Origin of the sequence: Streptomyces sp. DG2A-72 (genome assembly GCF_030499575.1) — a bacterium.
Classification (GTDB): domain Bacteria; phylum Actinomycetota; class Actinomycetes; order Streptomycetales; family Streptomycetaceae; genus Streptomyces.
On the sequence record NZ_JASTLC010000001.1, the window covers coordinates 9,842,484 to 9,862,241 of the forward strand.

At 71.3% G+C, this 19,758-nt stretch carries 19 protein-coding genes and 2 pseudogenes; 8 read left to right on the plus strand and 13 right to left on the minus strand.

Translation table 11 applies throughout. The features are described 5' to 3' along the window. Nucleotides 1–41: 41 nt before the first annotated feature. From QQY66_RS46595 to QQY66_RS46605, 3 genes and pseudogenes are all read left to right on the plus strand, one after another. Nucleotides 42–629, plus strand: a complete 588-nt coding sequence (locus tag QQY66_RS46595) for a rhodanese-like domain-containing protein (protein ID WP_301986565.1) — start codon at nt 42–44, stop codon at nt 627–629. A gap of 172 nt (nt 630–801) precedes the next feature. Continuing rightward, the gene (locus QQY66_RS46600) at nt 802–2,280 is read left to right on the plus strand and encodes an MFS transporter (RefSeq protein WP_301987724.1); all 1,479 of its coding nucleotides are present in this window, start codon (nt 802–804) and stop codon (nt 2,278–2,280) included. A 255-nt stretch (nt 2,281–2,535) separates the two neighbouring features. After that, nucleotides 2,536–2,661 (plus strand): annotated as a pseudogene (locus QQY66_RS46605) (flavodoxin family protein); the annotation flags it as partial. 89 nt (nt 2,662–2,750) lie between these two features. Here the strand turns inward: QQY66_RS46605 and QQY66_RS46610 are convergent. The 6 genes from QQY66_RS46610 to QQY66_RS46635 all read right to left on the minus strand — a co-directional run bounded on the left by QQY66_RS46610 (nt 2,751) and on the right by QQY66_RS46635 (nt 6,797). Beyond that, nucleotides 2,751–3,500, minus strand: a complete 750-nt coding sequence (locus tag QQY66_RS46610; RefSeq protein WP_301986566.1) for a carbonic anhydrase — start codon at nt 3,498–3,500, stop codon at nt 2,751–2,753. Between the two features lie 184 nt (nt 3,501–3,684). Further along, nucleotides 3,685–4,059 (minus strand): peptidase M23, encoded by a 375-nt coding sequence (locus QQY66_RS46615; protein WP_301986567.1) that lies wholly within the window; start codon nt 4,057–4,059, stop codon nt 3,685–3,687. A gap of 50 nt (nt 4,060–4,109) precedes the next feature. Beyond that, nucleotides 4,110–4,496 (minus strand): hypothetical protein, encoded by a 387-nt coding sequence (locus QQY66_RS46620; protein WP_301986568.1) that lies wholly within the window; start codon nt 4,494–4,496, stop codon nt 4,110–4,112. A gap of 26 nt (nt 4,497–4,522) precedes the next feature. Next, nucleotides 4,523–4,921 (minus strand): SH3 domain-containing protein, encoded by a 399-nt coding sequence (locus QQY66_RS46625; protein WP_301986569.1) that lies wholly within the window; start codon nt 4,919–4,921, stop codon nt 4,523–4,525. A 90-nt stretch (nt 4,922–5,011) separates the two neighbouring features. After that, complete coding sequence (locus QQY66_RS46630) at nt 5,012–5,464, minus strand: hypothetical protein (RefSeq protein WP_301986570.1); 453 nt, start codon at nt 5,462–5,464, stop codon at nt 5,012–5,014. Nucleotides 5,465–5,645: 181 nt separating this feature from the next. Then, nucleotides 5,646–6,797 (minus strand): S1 family peptidase, encoded by a 1,152-nt coding sequence (locus tag QQY66_RS46635; protein ID WP_301986571.1) that lies wholly within the window; start codon nt 6,795–6,797, stop codon nt 5,646–5,648. A 245-nt stretch (nt 6,798–7,042) separates the two neighbouring features. On the opposite strand from QQY66_RS46635, the gene QQY66_RS46640 reads away from it, so the two are divergent. Beyond that, a complete protein-coding gene (locus QQY66_RS46640) occupies nt 7,043–7,681 on the plus strand; it encodes a bifunctional 2-polyprenyl-6-hydroxyphenol methylase/3-demethylubiquinol 3-O-methyltransferase UbiG (protein ID WP_301986572.1) in 639 nt (212 codons plus the stop codon). Between the two features lie 5 nt (nt 7,682–7,686). Here the strand turns inward: QQY66_RS46640 and QQY66_RS46645 are convergent. The 3 genes and pseudogenes from QQY66_RS46645 to mgrA all read right to left on the minus strand — a co-directional run bounded on the left by QQY66_RS46645 (nt 7,687) and on the right by mgrA (nt 9,901). After that, nucleotides 7,687–8,368, minus strand: a pseudogene (locus QQY66_RS46645) (class I SAM-dependent methyltransferase). Further along, nucleotides 8,349–8,741: an SDR family NAD(P)-dependent oxidoreductase gene (locus tag QQY66_RS46650; protein ID WP_367667047.1), complete on the minus strand. Its 393-nt coding sequence runs from the start codon at nt 8,739–8,741 to the stop codon at nt 8,349–8,351. The pseudogene QQY66_RS46645 and the gene QQY66_RS46650 overlap by 20 nt, the downstream one beginning before the upstream one ends. A gap of 116 nt (nt 8,742–8,857) precedes the next feature. Then, nucleotides 8,858–9,901 (minus strand): L-glyceraldehyde 3-phosphate reductase, encoded by a 1,044-nt coding sequence (gene mgrA, locus QQY66_RS46655; RefSeq protein ID WP_301987725.1) that lies wholly within the window; start codon nt 9,899–9,901, stop codon nt 8,858–8,860. Between the two features lie 362 nt (nt 9,902–10,263). On the opposite strand from mgrA, the gene QQY66_RS46660 reads away from it, so the two are divergent. After that, a complete protein-coding gene (locus tag QQY66_RS46660; RefSeq protein WP_301987726.1) occupies nt 10,264–12,243 on the plus strand; it encodes a DUF1996 domain-containing protein in 1,980 nt (659 codons plus the stop codon). Between the two features lie 100 nt (nt 12,244–12,343). Here the strand turns inward: QQY66_RS46660 and QQY66_RS46665 are convergent, their stop codons facing one another. Continuing rightward, nucleotides 12,344–13,270, minus strand: coding sequence for a GNAT family N-acetyltransferase (locus tag QQY66_RS46665; protein ID WP_301986573.1), 927 nt, complete (start codon nt 13,268–13,270; stop codon nt 12,344–12,346). A 469-nt stretch (nt 13,271–13,739) separates the two neighbouring features. Next, the gene (locus QQY66_RS50705) at nt 13,740–14,021 is read right to left on the minus strand and encodes a hypothetical protein (RefSeq protein WP_367667048.1); all 282 of its coding nucleotides are present in this window, start codon (nt 14,019–14,021) and stop codon (nt 13,740–13,742) included. Between QQY66_RS50705 and QQY66_RS46670 the strand changes: the two genes are divergently transcribed. Next, nucleotides 14,020–15,120, plus strand: coding sequence for a hypothetical protein (locus QQY66_RS46670; protein WP_367667049.1), 1,101 nt, complete (start codon nt 14,020–14,022; stop codon nt 15,118–15,120). The two genes, QQY66_RS50705 and QQY66_RS46670, sit on opposite strands and share 2 nt — an antisense overlap. Nucleotides 15,121–15,306: 186 nt before the next feature. Beyond that, nucleotides 15,307–15,450 (plus strand): hypothetical protein, encoded by a 144-nt coding sequence (locus QQY66_RS46675; RefSeq protein WP_301986574.1) that lies wholly within the window; start codon nt 15,307–15,309, stop codon nt 15,448–15,450. Nucleotides 15,451–15,538: 88 nt separating this feature from the next. Here the strand turns inward: QQY66_RS46675 and QQY66_RS46680 are convergent, their stop codons facing one another. Both QQY66_RS46680 and QQY66_RS46685 read right to left on the minus strand, forming a co-directional pair. After that, nucleotides 15,539–16,816, minus strand: coding sequence for a hypothetical protein (locus tag QQY66_RS46680; RefSeq protein ID WP_301986575.1), 1,278 nt, complete (start codon nt 16,814–16,816; stop codon nt 15,539–15,541). A 55-nt stretch (nt 16,817–16,871) separates the two neighbouring features. After that, nucleotides 16,872–18,215 carry a family 43 glycosylhydrolase gene (locus QQY66_RS46685; RefSeq protein ID WP_301986577.1) on the minus strand — a complete coding sequence of 448 codons (1,344 nt, stop codon included), beginning with the start codon at nt 18,213–18,215 and terminating at the stop codon, nt 16,872–16,874. Between the two features lie 294 nt (nt 18,216–18,509). On the opposite strand from QQY66_RS46685, the gene QQY66_RS46690 reads away from it, so the two are divergent. Continuing rightward, nucleotides 18,510–19,751: an ROK family transcriptional regulator gene (locus QQY66_RS46690; protein WP_301986579.1), complete on the plus strand. Its 1,242-nt coding sequence runs from the start codon at nt 18,510–18,512 to the stop codon at nt 19,749–19,751. The last annotated feature ends 7 nt before the right edge of the window (nt 19,752–19,758 follow it).

Here is a 19,758-nt window from a genome sequence, read left to right on the forward strand (position 1 = left end):
GACCCCCTGCTCATCAGATCGACCCACCGAAAGGTTCACGCATGACCGCCCCCTCCGCGCCCGTCACCCTCGACACCGACGAGGCCCACGCCCGGTTGCACGAGCTGACCGTCATCGACGTACGGACCCCCGGTGAGTACGCCGCGGGGCACCTGCCCGGCGCGCTCAACATCCCCCTGGACCGGATCCGGCCCACACTGCCCGACCTCCGGCACGCCGCGGAACGGTTCGACCTCCTGCTCGTGTGCGCCTCCGGAGCCCGCTCCGAGAACGCCCGCGCAGTCCTGGCCGAACAGGGCATCTCCGCCGCTTCCCTGGCGGGCGGCACCGAGGCCTGGGCCGCCGCGGGCCACGACGTTGACCGGCCCGCGACCCACGCCATCCGTGCCGCCTGGAGCATGGAACGCCAGGTCCGCCTGACCGCCGGCGCCCTGGTCCTGCTCGGCCTGCTGCTCGCCCTGCTGGTGCATCCGGCCTTCCAGCTCCTGTCGGCAGGCATCGCCGGAGGCCTGGTCTTCTCCGCGCTCACCAACACCTGCGGGATGGCCGTGATCCTGTCCAAGCTGCCCCACAACCGTCCCCGTGAGACGGACCTCGCCGCCACGATCGCGGCACTGCGCGACAGGTGATCGAGTGGTAGATCGAGTGGTAGCCCGCCGGGCGGCGGCGTACGGTCGAATGGTGGCCAGAACCGGCCACTGATCCGCCGCACGGCGCACTGTCATGACCAGCCCGCAGCCCGCACCCCAAGCACGGACCACCACTCAGCAGGAGAAGGAGGGCGGTGGCCGGGGCAGCGCGATGGCGCTTCTGGTCATCGCCTCCTGCCAGTTGATGGTGGTCCTCGACATCACCATCGTGAACATCGCCCTGCCGGAGATCCAGCGGGACCTCGACTTCTCCACGACGAGCCTGTCCTGGGTGGTCAACGCCTACACGCTGACCTTCGGCGGACTGCTGCTGCTCGGCGGGCGGGCCGGTGACATCCTCGGCAGACGGCGCGTCTTCATCTTCGGCGTGCTGCTCTTCGTCCTCGCCTCGCTGCTGGGCGGACTGTCGCAGAACTCCGGCCAACTCCTGGCCGCCCGCGCCCTCCAGGGCGTCGGTGGCGCCATCGCGTCCCCGACCTCGCTCGCCCTGATCAGCACGACATTCCGCGAAGGCCCCGAACGCAACCGGGCGTTCGGTGTCTTCGCCGCGGTCTCCGCGGGCGGGGGCGCGATCGGGCTGCTGGCCGGCGGGATACTGGTGGAGTGGCTCAACTGGCGCTGGGTGCTGTTCGTCAACGTGCCGATCGGGCTGCTGATCGTGCTCGCCACTCCGCGCTGGATCCGGGAGTCCGAGCGTCACCCGGGCCACTTCGACCTGACCGGTGCGCTCACCTCGACCGTCGGCATGGTGCTGCTGGTGTACGGGTTCATCCGGGCCGCCCAGGACGGCTGGCGGGACGCACTCACCCTGGCCTCGTTCGGCGCGGCCGTCGTGATCCTGCTGCTGTTCATCCTCGTCGAACGCCGCTCCAAGCAGCCCATCACGCCCCTGCACATGTTCGCCGACCGCAACCGGGCCGGCACCTACGGGATGATGCTGAGCCTCGCCGCCGCGATCTTCGGCATGTTCTTCTTCCTGACGCTCTTCGTGCAGAACGTGCTGGACTTCAGCCCGCTCATGACCGGCCTGGCCTTCCTGCCGGTGAGCGCGGTCATCGCCGTCGGCGCGGGCCTCGCTTCCCAACTCCTGCCGAAATACGGGCCCAAGCCGTTCATGGTGACGGGCGCGATCCTGGCCGCCACGGGGCTTGCCTGGCTGACCCTCACCGACGTCCACTCCACCTACGCGGGCAGCATCCTGGGCCCGATCCTCGTCTTCAGCCTCGGCATGGGCATGGAGTTCGTGTCCCTGACCCTGATGGCCCTGTCCAACGTGCCCACCCACGAGACCGGCGCCGCCTCCGGCCTCCTCAACGCCACCCAGCAGGTCGGCGGCTCCCTCGGACTGTCCATCCTGGTCACCATGTTCGGCACGGCCAGCAACAACGAGGCCGACAAACAGATCCCGGCCTTCCTTTCCCAGGCGACCCCCGCAGAGCGGCTGCGCTTCGAACGCACCGGTCAGCTGCCCGCCCCATGGGCCGACGAGATCCTCGCCTCCGGTGTCTCCGCCGCTTTCATCATGGCCGCGATCTTCACCGGTATCGCCGCGGTGATCGCCCTGCTGGTCATTCAGGTCCGCCCCTCCGACCTGGAGCGCCTCAAGGGCGGGGTGGATCCGGTCCCCTGAGCCACGCCACCGCGGCTTGCGGCTGACGGAACCGGCACGGCAGGGGTCGCTCCGCGAATCCATGTCCGGCGCGCTGAAGCATTCAGGTCGGGCGAAGTCCACTGTGCTTCGGCAGCGCCCTGAAGGGGCGCGGGGCTGTGTCGATACGCGGCTCCGCCGCGCGGGCGCGACCAGCCACGGCGGCTCCGCGGACGGCCGACGACCCGTCACGGCCCCACGGCGGAGCCGCAGATCGACACCTCAGCGGAGCGCTCAGGCGGCAGCGATGTCACCGGAGCGGTCCGCGGCATCGAGTCGGTCACGACGGGCCTGGGCCGGCGGCGTACGGCGGAGACGGTGACCGTCGTCGGCACGCCGGACAAGGCCGACATCGACGCGTGATGGGAACTCGGCGCGACCCTCGCCACCGGACTGATGAGCTGAAGCGGCGTGGCGCGTCGGCCGTCCGGTCCACGCGCCGCGCCGGACCGTCACACGACGTGGTGGACGCGCTGGCTGGTCAGCTCGTAGCGGGCGCCCACGATGGCCAGTTGACCGCCGGTGACCTTCGCGGCGAGGTCGGGTTCCGCGGCGAGCCGGGCACGGACGAGCCGTACGTTGGCGTCGATCGTGGCGTCGATGCGGGCGTCGCCCTCCACGGTGTGATCGATGGCCGGGTTTATCTGGTCGGCCAGGTACTGGATATGGGCGGGCAGTCGCTTCCCGGACTCGTCGGCCTCGACGGCGGCCTTCACGGCACCGCACGACTGGTGCCCGAGCACCATCACGAGCGGGATGCCGAGTTCGAGCACTCCGTACGCGATGCTGCCGAGCACCGCCTCGTCCAGCACCTCACCGGCCGTCCGTACGGTCATCAGGTCGCCCAGACCCTGGTCGAAGACCAGCTCCGGCGGCACGCGGGAGTCGATGCAGCCGAGCACGACCGCGAAGGGATGCTGGCCCGACGTCAGCGCCTGCCGCACGGCGGGCGTCTCGTCGGGGTGTCGTTCGGTGTAGGTGTGCCAGCGCAGATTTCCCGCGGCGAGTTCACGCCGGGCCTGATCGGGGGTACTGGGCCGGGTTCGCGTGCTCGTGGCGGGAGGGGCCGCGGACGCGGTGGAGACGCCGGCGGACACGGCACCGAGGACCGCGGCTCCGGTCAGCCCGGCACGCAGGAGCGCACGTCGGGCGGGCGTCGTGGCGGTCGGCCGGCAGCCGACGGATCTGTGGGGAGTGTTCACGCCGCAGAACGTATGTGCGGCTCGGAGGCCGGTCCCCCGCGTTGCCGAATCATTGCCGGACGTGACGCAATCATGGGCAAGATCGCACCCGCGTTTGGTGAGAGCGAGGGCTGTCCTTGACAGACCGCGGGGCGAGCCGGTCGGCCGGCTCGCCCCGCATGCCGTAGGGCCCGGTCGGCCGGCGTCAGCAGTCCGGGACGCCCTCGATCTTCTCGCCGCCCTGCAGGTACAGGTTGTTGACCCAGGCGATGTCGCTGCCGGCGAACTCCTGGACCGCGGTCCACCAGCTGTTCGTGCCGACAGCGGGGTCGGTCACGGTCTGGCCCTGCTTCTGGCACACGGCGTCCAGCCAGTGCTTCGAGCGGACCGCGAGTACGTTGGACGACGTGTTCGTGTCCTCGCGGAGCTGGACGTCGGTCGCCCAGATGTAGACGTCGGTGAGGGCCGGGTCGCCGTCGTTCGGCGCGGCCGGGGCGGCCTGGGCCGTGCCGGCGAGGGCGCCGGTGGCGAGCGTGGCCACAGCGAGCGCGGTGGCGGTGCGGCGGACGAGCTTGTTCATGTGAGTCTCCCCCGGAGGTGGTGGGTGTGGTGACGGGTGTGGGGCAGCGGTCAGCCGCCGGCCCAGACGCATTCCGTGGGCACCCCGTCGATCCAGTTGGTGGCGTTGTCGATGTAGTAGCTGGGCATCACCCCGTACTTGGTCCAGCCGGGCACCTCGACGACGACCCAGTACGGGTTCCCGCCGATCGTCTGACCCGGGAACTGGCAGCGCACGAAGACCTCGGTCGGTGCGCTCACCTGCCCCAGTACGGACGGGCAGTTGGTCGTGGACGGGTGCTCCCAACAGGCGTCGGGGTAGACCTCGCGAATGTTGACGTCGGTCGCCCAGACGCCGTACATGCCGGGTCCGTGTCCGTCGGCGGCGGCCGTCGGGGCCGTGGCACCGACCAGGGCGAGGGCCCCGGCGGTGGCGAGCAGTCCGATTCTCCTGCGCATGGCGTACGCCTCCTTCTCGGGCAGGGTCAGCAGGTCGCGGAGGCGGGCAGGTCGCCGTACTCGTTGCCCTTGAGGTAGACGGCGCTCACATAGCCCTCCACGAGCTTCACCCAGACGTCGTTGGTGACGCCGTGGTCGCTGACGGTCTCGCCGCGCGTCCAGCAGTAGGCGCCGCGCGGCTGGTCTGCCGCGACGCTGCCGACCTTGGCGGTCGAACTGGCCGGGCCCTGGCGGACGTTGACGTTCTCGTACGGGACGACGGCGTACGGCGCCGCCAGGACACGGACGTCGCCTCGGCCCGTGTCGGACGCGGAGGCGGCGGTCGTGGCGGTCGCGGCGGTGGCGGTCGTGACGGTGAGCGGGCCGAGCAGGGCGAGCGCTCCGGCGCCGACGAGTGCGGCCCTGGTGTAGGTGCGCGTGGTCATGGTGCTCGTTCCCCCTGTGCTGAGGTAGTGCTCTTCGGCGAGGTGGTGCTCTTCAGCGCGGTGCGTACGCGCGCGTGCCGTGCGGGTGGCTCAGTGCCAGCCCGTCTCGGCCAGGACATGGCCGTCGCAGGTGAGCAGCGCGTGCGAGACCCGGCCGTCGAGGTTGTTGCCGATCTTCGTGAATGCGTAGTCGATGCCCGCGTCGACGGTTTCGGAGACCCACCCGTCGGGGCGCGCGGCTCCGGAGTTCGAACGCTCCAGCACGGCGGCGCAGTTGTCCCGGGAGTTCTCGATCCGGGCGAAGGAGCCGCAGCTGTCGGAGTAGAAGTACTTCAGCGCCATGCCCTCGGCGTACTGGGTGGCGCCGACCTGCCGGAACGTGCCCGAGCAGCCGGAGACGGTGGGGTACTGGCCCTCGTGGGCGAAGGCCCCGTAGTTGCCGCCCGAGTGCGGTGCGGCCTGAGCGGTGAACGGCGTGGTCAGTGCCAGCACTGCGGCGGCACCTCCGGAAATGAGCAGGGTCCTGAGCGAACGGCGGCGCATGAGCCCTCTTTCGGGTCGCGGTGTTCATGGCGGTACGGCTGGACGGTGACCGGCCGCATGCCTGGTCATCGCCCTTGTTCGCGACCTTAGGGTCCGTCAGCGTCTCTGCGGCACCTGACAATTGTCAGGATGGAGAAGGCTCCGCCGGGCAGTCCGGCGGAGCCTTGTGCCGTCGTACGGATCAGGCGGTGTGCAGGGTCAGCCCGTAGCGGCCCAGGATCTCGTTCACGGGCTGGAACCAGGTCTCCCCGCCGCCGGAGCAGTTGCCCCAGCCGCCGGAGGTGACGCCCTGTGCCTGGTCACCGCTGATGAAGGAGCCGCCGGAGTCGCCCCCTTCGGCGCAGACGCTGGTCTTGGTCATCTGGTGCACCGCGCCCTGGCTGTAGTTGACGGTCTCGTTCATGGCCAGCACCCGGCCGCAGTGCCAGTGCGTGGTCGAGCCGGAGCGGCAGATGGAGCTGCCGACGGGCGCCACGGCCGAGCCGCGCACCAACTGGTCCGGGACCGTGCCCCAGCCGAGGACCACCGGCACAGTCCACCAGCCGCTGCCGACGTTGACCCAGGCGTAGTCGTTGTCCGGGAACGAGGAGCCCTGGAAATTGCCGATGTACGAGCCGTCCCAGCCGCGCACCCCGGCCCCGGCCCCACCGCAGTGCCCGGCGGTGACGAAGCCGCCGTGGACGGAGAAGCCGATGGAGCAGCGGACGTTGCCGGTGTAGTAGGGGTCGCCGCCGACGGTGCCGGCCGCGAAGGTCTCGGGCGCTTCCGGGACGGTCCGCACGGTGACCGGTCCGGTTTTGCGAGCCTGGGAGACGAACCGCTGGACATCGTTGTCAGCGCGCTCGTCGCCGACCACGTTCACCACGACGGTGTTGGCGGCCGGATCGACGTGCCAACTGCTCACGCCCGAGGGCGCGGACAGCCGGTCGATACGTGCCTTCGCCGCGTCGAGCTGTCGCGCACTGTGCTCGACGGTGCGGACGGTGGCGCCGACCGCCTCGACGGCCCGTACGGTCGTGGGGGAGGCGTCCGAGGTGACGGCCACGGTCAGCCGTCCGCTCTCGGCGTCGAACCATGAACCGCCGTACGCGGCTCCGGCGGCCCGGCGTGCCGTGGGTGCCAGCTCCGTGGCGGTCCGCTCGGCCTTCAGCCGCGCTTCGGCCTGGTCCTTCGACAGCCCGAAGTCCCGCTGCATCGCCTGCAGCAGGCCGGCGGAGACGGGCGGTGTGTCGGGGGAGTCGTTCGCGGAGGCCGGCAGTGTTCCGGCGGCGGCCCAGCTGCCCAGCATCAGGAGGGCGGCCAGGCCGGCGTGCATGAGTCTGGTGCGTCTCATGGATGTTGCCCTTCGTCGTTCCAACTAGGTGGGGTGGAACAACCGCAAACTGAGAGCGCTCTCACGAGGGTTGAGCCGAGCTTAGCCACGCGGCCCTATCAGGTCCATGCCAATGCCGTTGATCGTTCCGCGGGGGTGCGCACGACGCCGCCTCGGATTTGCGGAACCGGCAAAGTGTCTTTGCGGAGGATGTCGTGACGGCGCAGGCTGCACTTCTGGATCGTTCAGCACCTCAGGGAGGCACCATGACCGACATCCCCGCCACGGAACCCGCCGCATTCTGGGAGGCCCGCTACCGCGACAGCATCCGAGTGTGGAGCGGGCGCCCCAACGACCTGCTCGTCCGTGAGGCGGCCGATCTCCGCCCGGGCACCGCCCTCGACCTGGGGTGCGGTGAGGGCGCCGACGCCGTCTGGCTGGCGTCGCGCGGCTGGCGCGTCACCGGCGTCGACATCTCCGCCACAGCCCTCGAACGCGCCGCCGAGCACGCCGTCGAGGCAGGTGTCGGCGACCGGGTCGCCTGGGAACGGCACGAACTGGGCGAGACCTTTCCGCAGGGACGCTTCGACCTGGTGAGCGCGCACTATCTGCAGTCGCCGGTCGGAATCGACCAGGAGGAGGTGCTGCGGCGGGCCGCCGAAGCGGTCGCCGCCGACGGCACCCTGCTGCTCGTCCTGCACGCCGCCTGGCCGTCGTGGCAGACCAAACCGCCCTTCGACGTGGAGTTCCCCACGCTCGACGGTGTGCTCGCCCAACTCGCCCTGCCCGAAGGGAGTTGGACCGTCGCGACCATGGAGACGGTCCGCAGGCCGAGCGTCTCGCCCGACGGCATCGAGGGCCACCGGGACGACAACGTGTGGCGCATCCGGCGCACCGGCCCCTGACCGGATCAGTCGGCCGAGGGCTCCCGCTCGCAGTGCACGAACAGATGCGGCTCGGGCGGGGCATCGGGGAGCGCGGGCGTGAACATCACGGTCTCCTCGGACAGCACCGCCAGGCCCGCAGCGGTGAGCATGGCGGTGAAGTCCTCGGGGCAGAAGCTGGTCGCGCGCACGGACCGCCCCATGAAGACGGTCTCGAAGTCCTCGACGTCGACCGGCACCGTGGCGAGCGCCATATGCCCGGCGGGCCTGAGCGCACGCGCCAGGCGCCGTACGAGGTCGGACTGCTCCCGGCGGGACATCTGCAACAGTGAGAAGTACACGCAGACCGCGTCGAACGCGCCCTCGTCGAGGGGGACTTCGCGGATGTCGGCGCAGCGGAAGGCGGCGTCGGGCACCTGCCGGGTGGCGAGGTCCACCATGACGGGGGAGACGTCGATCCCGAGGACGTCATGTCCCGCCGCCGCGAGCGTCTCGGCAGTGGGCCGCCCCGTTCCGCTGCCCACGTCCAGCACCCCGGCTGCCGGGGGCGAGACGGCCGAGCAGCCGTCGCAGCGAGGCCCGATGCGCCTCGGACTGCGCGAAGGCCTTCTCGTACGTGGCCCTCAACGCGTCGAACACCACCGCGGCCGGCGGACGCCGCTCCTCTGCGGTCACCCTGCCCCCTTCGCTACGCGCGTGCCCGGGCATCGTCGCAACGGGGCTGGGACGGCCCGAGATGGTTGGTGCCGATGTGCCGCTCGAAACCGTCCGCCGTGGTGTCCTGCGGCACCGCCATGACCCCCGCGTTGTTGATCAGTACGTCGACCTCGCCGTCGAGACCGTCGGCGAACGCCCGCACCGACGACAGATCGGCCAGATCGAGACGCCGGACCTCCGTGTCCCCGCCGATCGGCTCCGCCGCCGCCCGCGCCCGGTCCGGGTCCCGGCACGCCATGATCACGCGGGCGCCGGCCTCGGCCAGCGCCCGGGTGAGCACCGCGCCGAGCCCGCTGTTCGCGCCGGTGACGACCACCGTGCGCCCGTGCTGGTCGGGTACGTCCGCCGCCGTCCACTTGGTCATGTGGCATCACTCCCGCCGTGCCCCGGCAGGACGATTCTCGCGGCCGGCGGCAGCGGGAGCCAGCCGTCGTCGTCACCGGCCCGCAGATGCGGGTGCGCGAGAGCACCCGCACCGGTTCAGCGGAGATTCCCGAGCCGGGCGTCCTGCCACAGGTCGACACCGCCGTCACCGGCGTACTTGTCGATCTCGGCCAGCTCCTCGCCGCTGAAGTCGGGGTTCTCCAGCGCGGCGACGTTCTGCTCCAGCTGTTCGGTCCGCGAGGCGCCGATGACGAGAGAGGTGACGCGTTCGTCGCGCAGCGCCCATGCGAGGGCCATCTGGGCCAGGGTCTGCCCGCGGCGGGCGGCGATGTCGTTCAGCGCCCGCAGCCTGTGCAGCATCTCCTCGGACAGCCACGTGGTGTCGAACGACGTGCCCTGCGCGGCCCGCGAGTCGTCGGGAATGCCGTCCAAGTAGCGCCCGGTCAGCAGCCCCTGGGCGAGCGCCGTGAACCCGATGACCCCGAAGCCCTCCTCCTGCGCGGCGTCGAGCAGCCCGTCGGTCTCGATCCAGCGGTTGAGCATGCTGTACGACGGCTGATGGATGAGCAGCGGGGTGCCCAGCTCCCGGAGGATGGCGGCCGCCTGCCGGGTGCGCTCGGCGTCGTACGAGGAGATACCGACGTAGAGCGCCTTGCCCTGGCGCACCGCGGTGTCCAGGGCGCCCATCGTCTCCTCGAGCGGGGTGGTGGCGTCGAGGCGGTGGGAGTAGAAGATGTCCACGTACTCCAGCCCCGTCCGGCGCAGCGACTGGTCCAGTGAGGCGAGGAGGTACTTGCGGGAGCCGCCGCCCTGGCCGTAGGGCCCGGGCCACATGTCCCAGCCTGCCTTGGTGGAGATCACCAGCTCGTCCCGGTACGGGGCGAGGTCCCGCTGCATCAGCCGCCCGAAGTTGATCTCCGCGGCCCCGTACGGCGGGCCGTAGTTGTTCGCGAGGTCGTGGTGCGTGATGCCGAGGTCGAAGGCCCGCAGCGCGATCTCGCGCTGGGTGTCGAAGGGACGGTCGTCGCCGAAGTTGTGCCAGTAGCCCAGGGACAGCACGGGCAGGTCGAGTCCCGAGCGTCCGGTGCGCCGGTAGCGCATGGTGCCGTTGTAGCGCTCGGGATTCGCGATGTGGTTCATCGGGTGGTCTCCGGGTGGTGCGGTGCGGGGTGCCCCGCCGGAATCGCGGGACATGCCCACCCTGCTCCTGCGTGATCGTGAAGTCCAACAGCTCGCCGTCATGCCACTCAGCGGTCGCGTTTCTGAATCGGTTCGGGGGCGCGGGTGCGCGGGTGCCGTGTGCTGGCCGAGGTGCTCGCCGAACAACCTGAGAAATTTCCATGAATCTGTGAGGGGTTTGAACACGCGAGGGCCGAGTTCCGTATGGGGCGTGGGGATTCCATGCCGAGCAGATCCACACGCGTAGGAGTACTTCCTTGACTCGCACCTCGCGAAGACGTCCAACGGGCAAGCGGCGCGCGACCTTTGCAGCCGTCGCGCTGATGTTGGGCGGAGGGGGGCTGATAGCTGCGAACGTCTACGCGTCGGCGACCGAGGACGGCGCCACGCAGAGCGGGACCGATCAGGTCCTCGCCTCCGGAGCCGCCACGATCGACTGCCCGGACGTGGGCAGCCGGCTGACGACGGTGCCGGACACCGCCCGGCCGGACGTCGACCGTGAACTCGCTGACCTGGATCAGCAGATCACCGACGCTTACCAGCGTCTGAGGGAGGCCCAGGCCGCGCAGCAGGACGGTGGCTCCGTCGACGGCGGGATCATGAACCCGCTGAAGGAGGACCGGTCCGCCACGATCGAGCGCATCGCCCAGGCCATCGACGGCGCCGGCGACCGCCCCGACGGACTCGACGCGCTCGCGGCCTGCGAACTGCGCGCCCCCGAGGCCCCGACCGAGAACGGGGACCAGAACGGCCAGGACCAGGCAGAAGGCGACGAGGGCCAGGCGGGCCAGGGCCAGGGCCAGGAGCAGCAGGACGGCCAGGGCGGTGGCGACCAGTCGGCCGGCAACGGCCCCGTGGCCGGCGACTACGCGGACATCACCGCCGTCCAGCCCAATGCCCCGAGCCCCGCGAACGCCTCCCGCGGCACCTTCACCACCAGCTGCGGTGTCAACGAGAACGGCCTGTTCAACTCGGACAACGTGATCGTGGCCCCGGGCGTCACCAACGGCGCCCACCACTTCCACGACTACATCGGCAACCAGGCCAACGACGCCTTCGCGAGCGACGACGACCTGGCCGCCGCCGACACCAGCTGCGAGGACGCGGGCGACAAGTCCACGTACTACTGGCCCGTGGTGCGGCTGCAGAACGGCGTCCAGGAGCAGGACGCCAACTCTCCCGGCGGCGGCATCGAGGGCAACGCCGGTGAGATCGTCACGCCCAAGCAGGTCACGCTGACGTTCGTGGGCAGCCCGCAGGGCGAGGTCACGGCCATGCCGCGGTTCCTGCGCATCATCACCGGCGACGCCAAGGCGTTCGTCAACGGCACCGCCAACGCCAACGCCTCCTGGAGCTGCACCGGCTTCGAGGACCGGCAGTTGAAGGACAAGTACCCGCTCTGCCCGCAGGGCAGCGACGTCGTGCGCACCTTCAAGTTCCAGAGCTGCTGGGACGGCTCGAACATCGACAGCGCCAACCACCGTACGCACGTGGCGTTCGCCGCGGCCGACGGCAGCTGCCCGTCCGGCTTCAAGGCCATCCCGCAACTGGTGCAGCGCATCGTCTACGACGTCGACGCACCGAGCCTCGACGACGGCGGCCGTACGACGCCGCTGTTCGCGGTGGACTCCTTCCCCGAGCAGCTGCACAAGCCGGTCACGGACCACGGCGACTTCATCAACGTCTTCGACGAGGACCTGATGACGGAGATGGTGGACTGCATCAACAGCGGCCGGCAGTGCGGTTCGGGGGCCGGTGACGGTGGGGGCGACGAGCCCGAGCAGCCGTCTCCTCCCGCGGATGAGCCCGAGCAGTCGGCGCCGCCCGCCGACGAACCTGAGCAGTCCGCGCCGCCCGCGGATGAGCCGCAGAAGCCGTCGCCGAGCGCCGACGACCCGTCCGGCGGCGACAACGGCGAGGCCACTCCCGGCGACGCGGGGAACGGGCAGCAGACCGGGGAGCCCCCGGCCGACACGCCGGCCACCGAGCCGGAGAACGGCGCCGCGAACCCTCCGGCCGACGCCGACGAGCCCAAGGTGTACGTCACGCCGTCCCCGGAACAGTCCGACGCCGCCGCCCCCGCACAGGGCGGCGGAGGACAGGACGAGGAGATCGGGGAGGCTGCGGCCCAGCAGCCGGTGGCCAACGACGAGGGGTCCGACCAGCAGGCGGCGGGACAGACCGAACCGCAGACCGTCGGCGGCTCACTCGCCGAAACCGGCGCGAAGTTGTGGCCGGCCGCGGCCGGGGCGGTCCTCCTGATCGCCGGTCTGCTGCTGTTGCGGCGACGCGGCTCGGCATGACACCGACTGCTCCTGCGGGCAACTGAACGGCGGCCGGACCTGCGAGAGGCAGGTCCGGCCGCCGTCGTTCCCGCAGCGGGGGCCTCGCAGCCCCGGCCGGTCACGTCAGGACCGCCTCCCACGTGTCGACGGCGTAGTGGACGGTCATGCCATGGCGGGCGTACAGCCCGGGAGCCCCGGTGGCGTTGTCGGTGTCCACGCCGAGGCCCACAGTGTCCCGTCCCCGTGCGGCGAACGCGGCGAACGCGTGCCGCAGCAACAGGCCGCCCAGGCCCCGGGCGCGGGCTTCGCCCAGGACGCCGATGCTCCGGATCCATCCCATGGCCGCGCGGTCGTCACGGGCGATCAGGAACCCGACGTCGCCCAGGTCCTCGGCGTTCACGATCCACACCAGGGACCAGTCGAGGCTCTCGGCGTCGACGTCGTGCAGCCACTGCCGGTAGGTACGCGGCTGGAAGTCGAAGTGCTCGGCGAACGTGCCCTGGTACAGGGCGTGCACCCGCACTCGGTCCGCCTCGTCGGCGCACGCCCGCAGACGCACTCCCGGCGGCAGTTGCGGCGCACCGTCCCGGGCGGGATCCAGGGGGCGATGCAGCACGTGGTAGCGCCGTACGACGGACCAGCCCCGTGCCCGGATCAGCTCCGTGTCGAGGGTGGGCCCGGTGTTGAGGTGCAGATGCACGACGGCCCTCGCCGCGCCGTTCTCGCGGGCCTTGCGCAGGGCCCTGGCCTCCATCGCCTCCAGCATGCGCAGCCCGGCCCGCTGGTGATCGGGGAGTACGTAGTGGTCGATGTCGATGCGCTCAGCACCCGACTCGTCCCACAACAGGCCGTAGGCCACCGGCCGGTCCCCGTCGACGGCCAGCCAGGAGTCCTGCTCCAGGTCGGTCTCCGGGTGCTTCAGGTCGGCCTGCACGGTGTGCAGGTCGGTCTCGGGCCGACCGATCTCGATCCGGTCGATCTCGTTGAGCAGGTCGGTGATGACGGCCGCGTCGGTCAGCGCGGCGGGGCGCAGGGTGTAGGCCATGGGGTCAGGGTCCGGGGGAGGGGGAACCGACCGCAACGCATTAATGCCGTCCACAAGACATGAGCAGCGCGCCTCGGCCGATCGGCCGAGGTACCGGAGTGGTGCGCGGGACGAGAGTGGCACAGCGGCCGTAACGACACCGGCCGTGACCTGCCTCTTCACGCCACTCCGCCGCCCCCAGGAACAGCGCCATGCCCGTGCAGCTCTCCGTGCTCGCTCCGCCGCAGCCACCGCCGACGGTCCGCCGGCCGGGCAGGCCCCCTCGGCCTGCTCGCCGGTATCGCGTCCCGCTCCTCGCCGTCCTCGTCATCAGCCCGCTGTACGGGGTGTGGGGCCGCGCATCTCGCGACGGTCGGCCGCGATCTCGCCGCGCAGTACGCCTGGGCGGGCTTCTTCACCCGGCACCCCGGACGTGCCGTACGGGCTGTTCTGGTTCGGCGGCCTGCACACCGCCAACTACAGCGTGCTGTCACCCCCCTTGATGGCACTGTTCGGTGTTCGGACCGTCTCCGTGCTGGCCGGGCTGAGCACCACCTGGCTGCTGGCCGCCCTGCTGGTCCGCACCGTTTCGCGGGTGGCGCTGTGGCCCGCGCTGGTCGGCGCGCTCGGTCTCTGGTACGACGTCGCGCTCGGCCGCACCACGTTCGCCCTCGGCCTCGCCTGCGCCCTCGTCGCCGTACTCGTCCTGGCCGGCCGCCCGCCCCGGCCCGCGCGGCTGACCGCGGCCGCCCTCGCCGCACTGTGCCACCATGGGCAGCCCGGTGGCCGGGCTGTTCCTGCTGGTCGCGGGCGCCGGCTATCTGCTCGACCGGCAGTACGCCAAGGCTCTCGTCCTCGCCCTGCCACCCGTGGCCGTCGTCGCCGCGACGACCCTGCTCTTTCCGTATCAGGGCGAGCAGCCCATGGCCGTGAGCCGCATGGTCCTGCCCCTGTTGCTGTCCCTCGGCGCGGCGCTGACAGCGCCGCGCGACCGGCGGGTGGTACGGGCCGGGGCGGTCGTGTACGCCGCCGGAGTCGTCCTGTGCTGGCTGATCCCCTCACCGATAGGCTCCAACGTCGAGCGCCCCGCCGTACACCTCGCCCCCGCCGTACTGCTCGCGGCGCTGCTCAGCACCCGCTCCGGCGCCGCCCGCAACGCCCTGCCGCCGCTCCGCGTCCGCGCCTTGGCCGCCGTAGCGATCTTCTCCGTGGTGCACCTCTGCCTGACGTCGACGAACCCACTGCGAGGCGCGGCGCCCGCTCCGGCCCGGGCCACGCACACCGGCGCAGTCGTCGCCGAGCTGCACCGGCTGGGCGCGGACCGCGGCCGAGTCGAGTTGCCGACCGACCGTGACCATCGCGGGGGCGACCCTCCTCTCCCCGCATGTGCAGCTGATGCGGGCTGGAACCAGCAACTGGACCAGGACAGAGGGCGGATGTTCTACGAAGGCGACCTGGACGGCCCTCGCTATCACGCCTGGCTGCGGCAGTGGGCGGTCGGCTACGTCGTCGTCCACGACGGCCCGCCGGAGACGACCGCGGTGCGCGAAACAGCCCTGATCCCGGACGGGCAGGACTGGCTGGAGCCGGTCTGGCACGACCGCTACTGGAAGATCTACCGGGTCCACGACACCCTTCCGCTCGCCTCGGCCCCGGCCCACGTCCTGAAGGCGGGAGAAGCGGACGTGACGCTGAGCATCCCACGCCCGGGAACGGTCACCGTGCGCATCGTCCACTCCCCGTGGCTGCGGGCGAAAGGAGCGTGCGTCAGCGCCGACGGCCCCCGGACCCGGCTCACCGTGCCCCGGGCCGGCGTGTATCGACTGACCTCCGGCTACGGCGGGGCCGGTGCCGGAGCGACCGGCTGCTGACCTGCGCCCCACCGTCGCGGTTCGCAGCCCGGTCGGATGCCCGTCGGCAGGGCAACCTGTCCGTCGACGCCCTGCACCGGCTGGAGTCGGGGGAGGGGTCCTCCGACGGGCGCTGGTCGACCCGGCCCGACATGGCATGGCCGCCGCCATGAACCAGATGGACGCCGTGTCGGCCGGTATCGCCGTTTGACGGTCTACGCACTGCGTGCCGCCCAGGAACGCAGCACCATGCCGACCGGCATCTTCACCTGGGCCGAGGCCGAGTCGCCGGGCGTGATCCTCGGCACCGACACCGTGGCCGAGCTCGCCTCGATGGCGCCGCCAGGCTGAGCACGCGGCCTGCCGCCACGGCGTGTGCGAGGTCTCCAGAGCTTCGCTCCTGATGTGGCCATCGCCGGCCGCCCCGCGGCCCGTTTGTTCAGGACCCGCTGAAGGAGTCCTGGAGGGCGCGGAACGCGTCGAAGAACGCCGGGTTGTGCGCCATGTCGCCGTTCGCGGAAGGCCGGGCGACGAGGTTGGCGTACAGGCTGTTCAGCAGCCACGGAGTCTTCGTCGGCCCGATGTCACGGACCATCGCGGGTCCCTGGAGCGTGCCGTAAGTCGCCACTGCCAGCCGTCCGGTGGCGCGGAACTGCCGTACCTGGGTGGCCAGATAGTCCTTGCGCGAGGCGAACCACGGGCTGTTCATCAGCAGGTCGTGCCACCGTTGCCGCGCAAACGGGTCCGCGGCTGCGTCTCGCACTTCCTGCCAGAACGGGGTTCCGGTCGGCACCCCGTAGCGGTCGGCGTAGGTGGCGGGGACCGGGTCGCTCCAATGCTGCTTCCACCAGTGCACCAGGGAGAACTCGGTGGCCAGAAAGCGCTGTTCGGGGCGGATCCGGGGCAGCACGTAGTCCGTGAACGCCTTGGCCTGCTCAATCGAGGAGACGTGCGGATGGATGTCGACGCCCTCCAACTCGGGGACGGCCTTGACGTGGTCCAGCCAGCGGTTGACGGCGGGGGTCTGCCAGGCGGGCTCGTGGAGGCGGTTGAGGGCACCCATGTACAGGCGGGTACGGCAGTCGGGCCCGCAACGCCTCTCACGCTCGGCGATCACATGCGCGGCGACGGCCTCGTAGAAGGGGTTGAGCAGGGTGGCACGGTCCTCCTCGCGCGTCTCGATGAACGGCTCGTTGCCGATGACCAGGATGTCGACCTTGCCGAGGACGGCACCCAAAGCCTTGTCGACGCGGGCGAGTTCGATGTCCATCGCGCTGGTGCCCGGCCGCGGGAGAGGCTTGTTCCGGTAGGGGAACTTCAGCGACAGCACGGTGCCGTAGCCGGAGCCGGCGAACGAGAGCAGGATCCTGATCGCGGGTTGCCGGGCCGCCTCCACACTGTCCAGCTCGGGCATCGGGGTGAAGCCGCGCACCCACTTGGTGCGCAGGTCGTCGAGGACCGCGGCGGTCATGCCCCGCGGCTCCTCGTTGAAGTTGGAGCCGAGCACGCCCTCCGGGACCGCGGGACGCTTCCGGTGCCCGGCGTAGCTGCCCGAGCCGCCGGTGCCGCTGGCTCCGGATCCGCCCGCTCCGGCTCCGTCCCATCGGCACCCCGCGAGCAGCAGAGCGCCACCGCCGGCGAGGCCGAGGAGCCTCCGACGGCTGGGGCTCGGGCGATCCGCCCGGCTCCCGGCGTCCGGCACATCTCGTTCCCGCACGTAAGTCACCCCATTTTCATAGATCTTGAGCACCTGTTTGGGTCATGCGAAACCGTCAGCCGTCTGCCGGTTGGTTCTGCCCGCGCCGGACGTAGAGGCGATTGCCCTCCGGGCCCGTCCACTCCATGCGTACGACGCCGGGGACGGTGGCGTCCGCGATGCGGGACGGGTGGGACCAGTAGCCGGCGACCGGGTTGCGGAAGAACGTGGCCCAGAGGCCCCCCGCGTGGTCGGCGAAGAAGTTGTTGTGGCCCGCGCCGACGCCCGCGGTCCACCGCCTGGAGTACGGGCCCTCGACGCGGTCGGCGACGGCGACGACCGCGTCGTACTGGTATTGCGTGCGGCCGGTGCCCGGCGGGTCGTAGGCGTAGCGCGTGCTGCCGTCCGGGGCGACGGACGAGCGGTTCCAGGCGGCGTGCAGGAGGTAGTACTTGCCGCCGTGCTTGAAGACGTACGCGCCTTCGAGGTACGGCTCCGGAGAGTAGGGCGACTGCTGGAACTTCGGGAGGTCCGTGGTGGGGACGATGTCCTCCATGTCGGGACGGAACTTGGCGTACAGGTCGTTGTGGAGCACGAGCCAGGCGTCGCGGCCCTCGGCGTAGATGCTGCCGTCGATGTGGTGGTACGCGCCGGGTTCGATGAACGACGGCCCGCCGATGAACGATTCGCCGAACGGCTTGGCGAGGTTGCCCTTGGCGAGCCGGTACGGGCCCGCGACCCCGCCCTCGCTCACCAGCAGGAACGAGCCGACCTTGCGGGAGTGGTCACCCATGCACGCGACGATGTACCAGCGGCCGCGGACGTAGTGCACCTCCGGTGCCCACACGTTGCCGCGCTTGCCGAACTCGTCGTCGTGCCAGTACTGCTGCCAGGGGGCGACGACCGTGCGCCCGGGCCGGTTCTCGCCCGCGAACTCGGGCGACCACACCTTGCCCTGGGCGGCGCCCGGGCGGATTCGGGTGGTGTCGGCCAGCCGCCACGGTCCGCGCAGCGACCGGGACACCCACACGAAGACGCCGTCGTTCCACGGCGCGGCCGCGTCGAGGCCCAGCGCCCGGGTGGTGCCCGTGGCGACGTAGAGCGGACGGCCCCCGACGACGAAGCAGTTGACGTAGGTGTCCCGCATCCAGACCACGCCGCGCTCCTTGTCCCGGGGGCGCAGTTCGAGGGGGAGGACGAAGGAGTTGTCGTCGCGCGGCCAGAGGTCGGGGCGGGTGTCGGCGAGGCCGTACGGTTCGGGATCGGGCCAGTTCGCCGGGTAGGCCCTGGGTTGTCCACGTCGCGTCGCCGGGTCCGCCTGTGCGGCGGCCGTGGGCAGCGCCGCCGCCACTCCCAGGGTGCCGGCACCCGCCAGCAGGGCTCTCCGGCCGATGGGCGGCCGGTTCATGTTGTTGGTCATCGGCCATGTCCTCCCTCGTCGGGCCGCCCGGGGGACGGCATGACGCCCAGGATGCGAACGGCCGCTGGATTTCGTCAACAGCCCGGAAAATTAATCCGGATCGGGTGTGCCGGGGGTGCGGTTTCGGCCGGGGCGGCCCCAACTGTCGTGCGTTATCGAAGCGTTACGATCCGCGCGGCGATGTCAGCTCTTCAAGTAGCCCCAGGTCACTGGGGTTGAGTTCGGCTGCCTCCGGAGGGCGAGGGCGGCGAAGTGATTTCGTCCGACTCATTGACGAAAATATTCGGCGCTCACATGCTGTCCGGCATGCACCCACACGACGGTCCGCTGACCCGGCTCCGGCGCAGCCATGAGCAAGCCGTACTCGAGCAGCTGCGTAAGTACGGTCCGCTGAGCCGCGCCGAGCTGGGCACCCGCAGCGGGCTCTCCCGCACCACGCTCTACGACATCGTCGCCGGCCTGGTGACCAGCGGTGCGGTGGTCGCCGGCACGCCGTACGTCGAGGCGCGCAAGCGGGGGCGCCCGGTGGAGAAGCTCAGCCTCAATCCGGCCGCCGGGGAGGCGGTGGGCATCGACTTCGCGCGCCGTGCCGTGCATGTCGCCGCGGTCAACCTCGCCCACGAAGTGGTCGGTTCGGCCAGCGAGGGGCATGCCGGGGACCTGTCCTGGCCCGAGCGGGTGGACATCGCCGTACGACTGCTCGACTCGCTGACGACCGGTGCGCCGGGGGAGTCGGGGCCCGGCGGCTCAGGGCGGGCACAGGCCGTCCATCTCGGCGCGCTCCGTGCGATCGGCGTCGGCGTGGTCGGTCCGACCACCGACCCCGGCAGCGAGAGCGCCCACGCGCAGGGCATCGACGGCCTGCCGGACCTGCTGCGCAAGCGGTTCGGGGTGCCGGTGCTGCTCGACAACAACACCCGCCTCGCCGCGCTCGCCGAAGCGGTGTGGGGCGCGGCGGCGGACAGCAGCGACGTGCTCTACCTGCGGATGTCGCACGGCGTGGGCGGCGGCCTGGTCGTGGGCGGCGCGCTGCACCGGGGCAGGCACGGACTGTCCGGCGAGTTCGGGCACATCACCGTGGACCCGGCCGGCGAACGGTGCGAGTGCGGCAAGACCGGCTGCCTGGAAACGCGCGCCTCGCTCGATGCGGTCCTGCGCCGGTACCGGGAGGCGGGCGGCCGGGCGGACAGTCCCGCGGACTTCCTGGCCGCTGCGACGGCAGCCGACCGGTCCGCGCTGGAGGTGCTGGGCCGCGTCGGCGGCGAGGTCGGCGAAGTCCTCGCCGCGATCTGTCACGCCGTCGGCCCCGGCGTGATCGTCGTCGGCGGCGAACTGGCCCAGGCCGGCGACGCCCTGCTCGAACCGGTCGAACGGGCCCTGCGGCAGCACCTGATGCCGCTGGCCCGCCACCACGTGGACGTACGGCGCGCCACGCTCGGCGAGGTCGGCAGCGCCCTGGGCGGCATCGCCCTCGTACTCCATGAAACCCCCCTGCTCACCCACTACCCGCAGCCCGTCTCCGAGGACAACGCATGAGGCCACC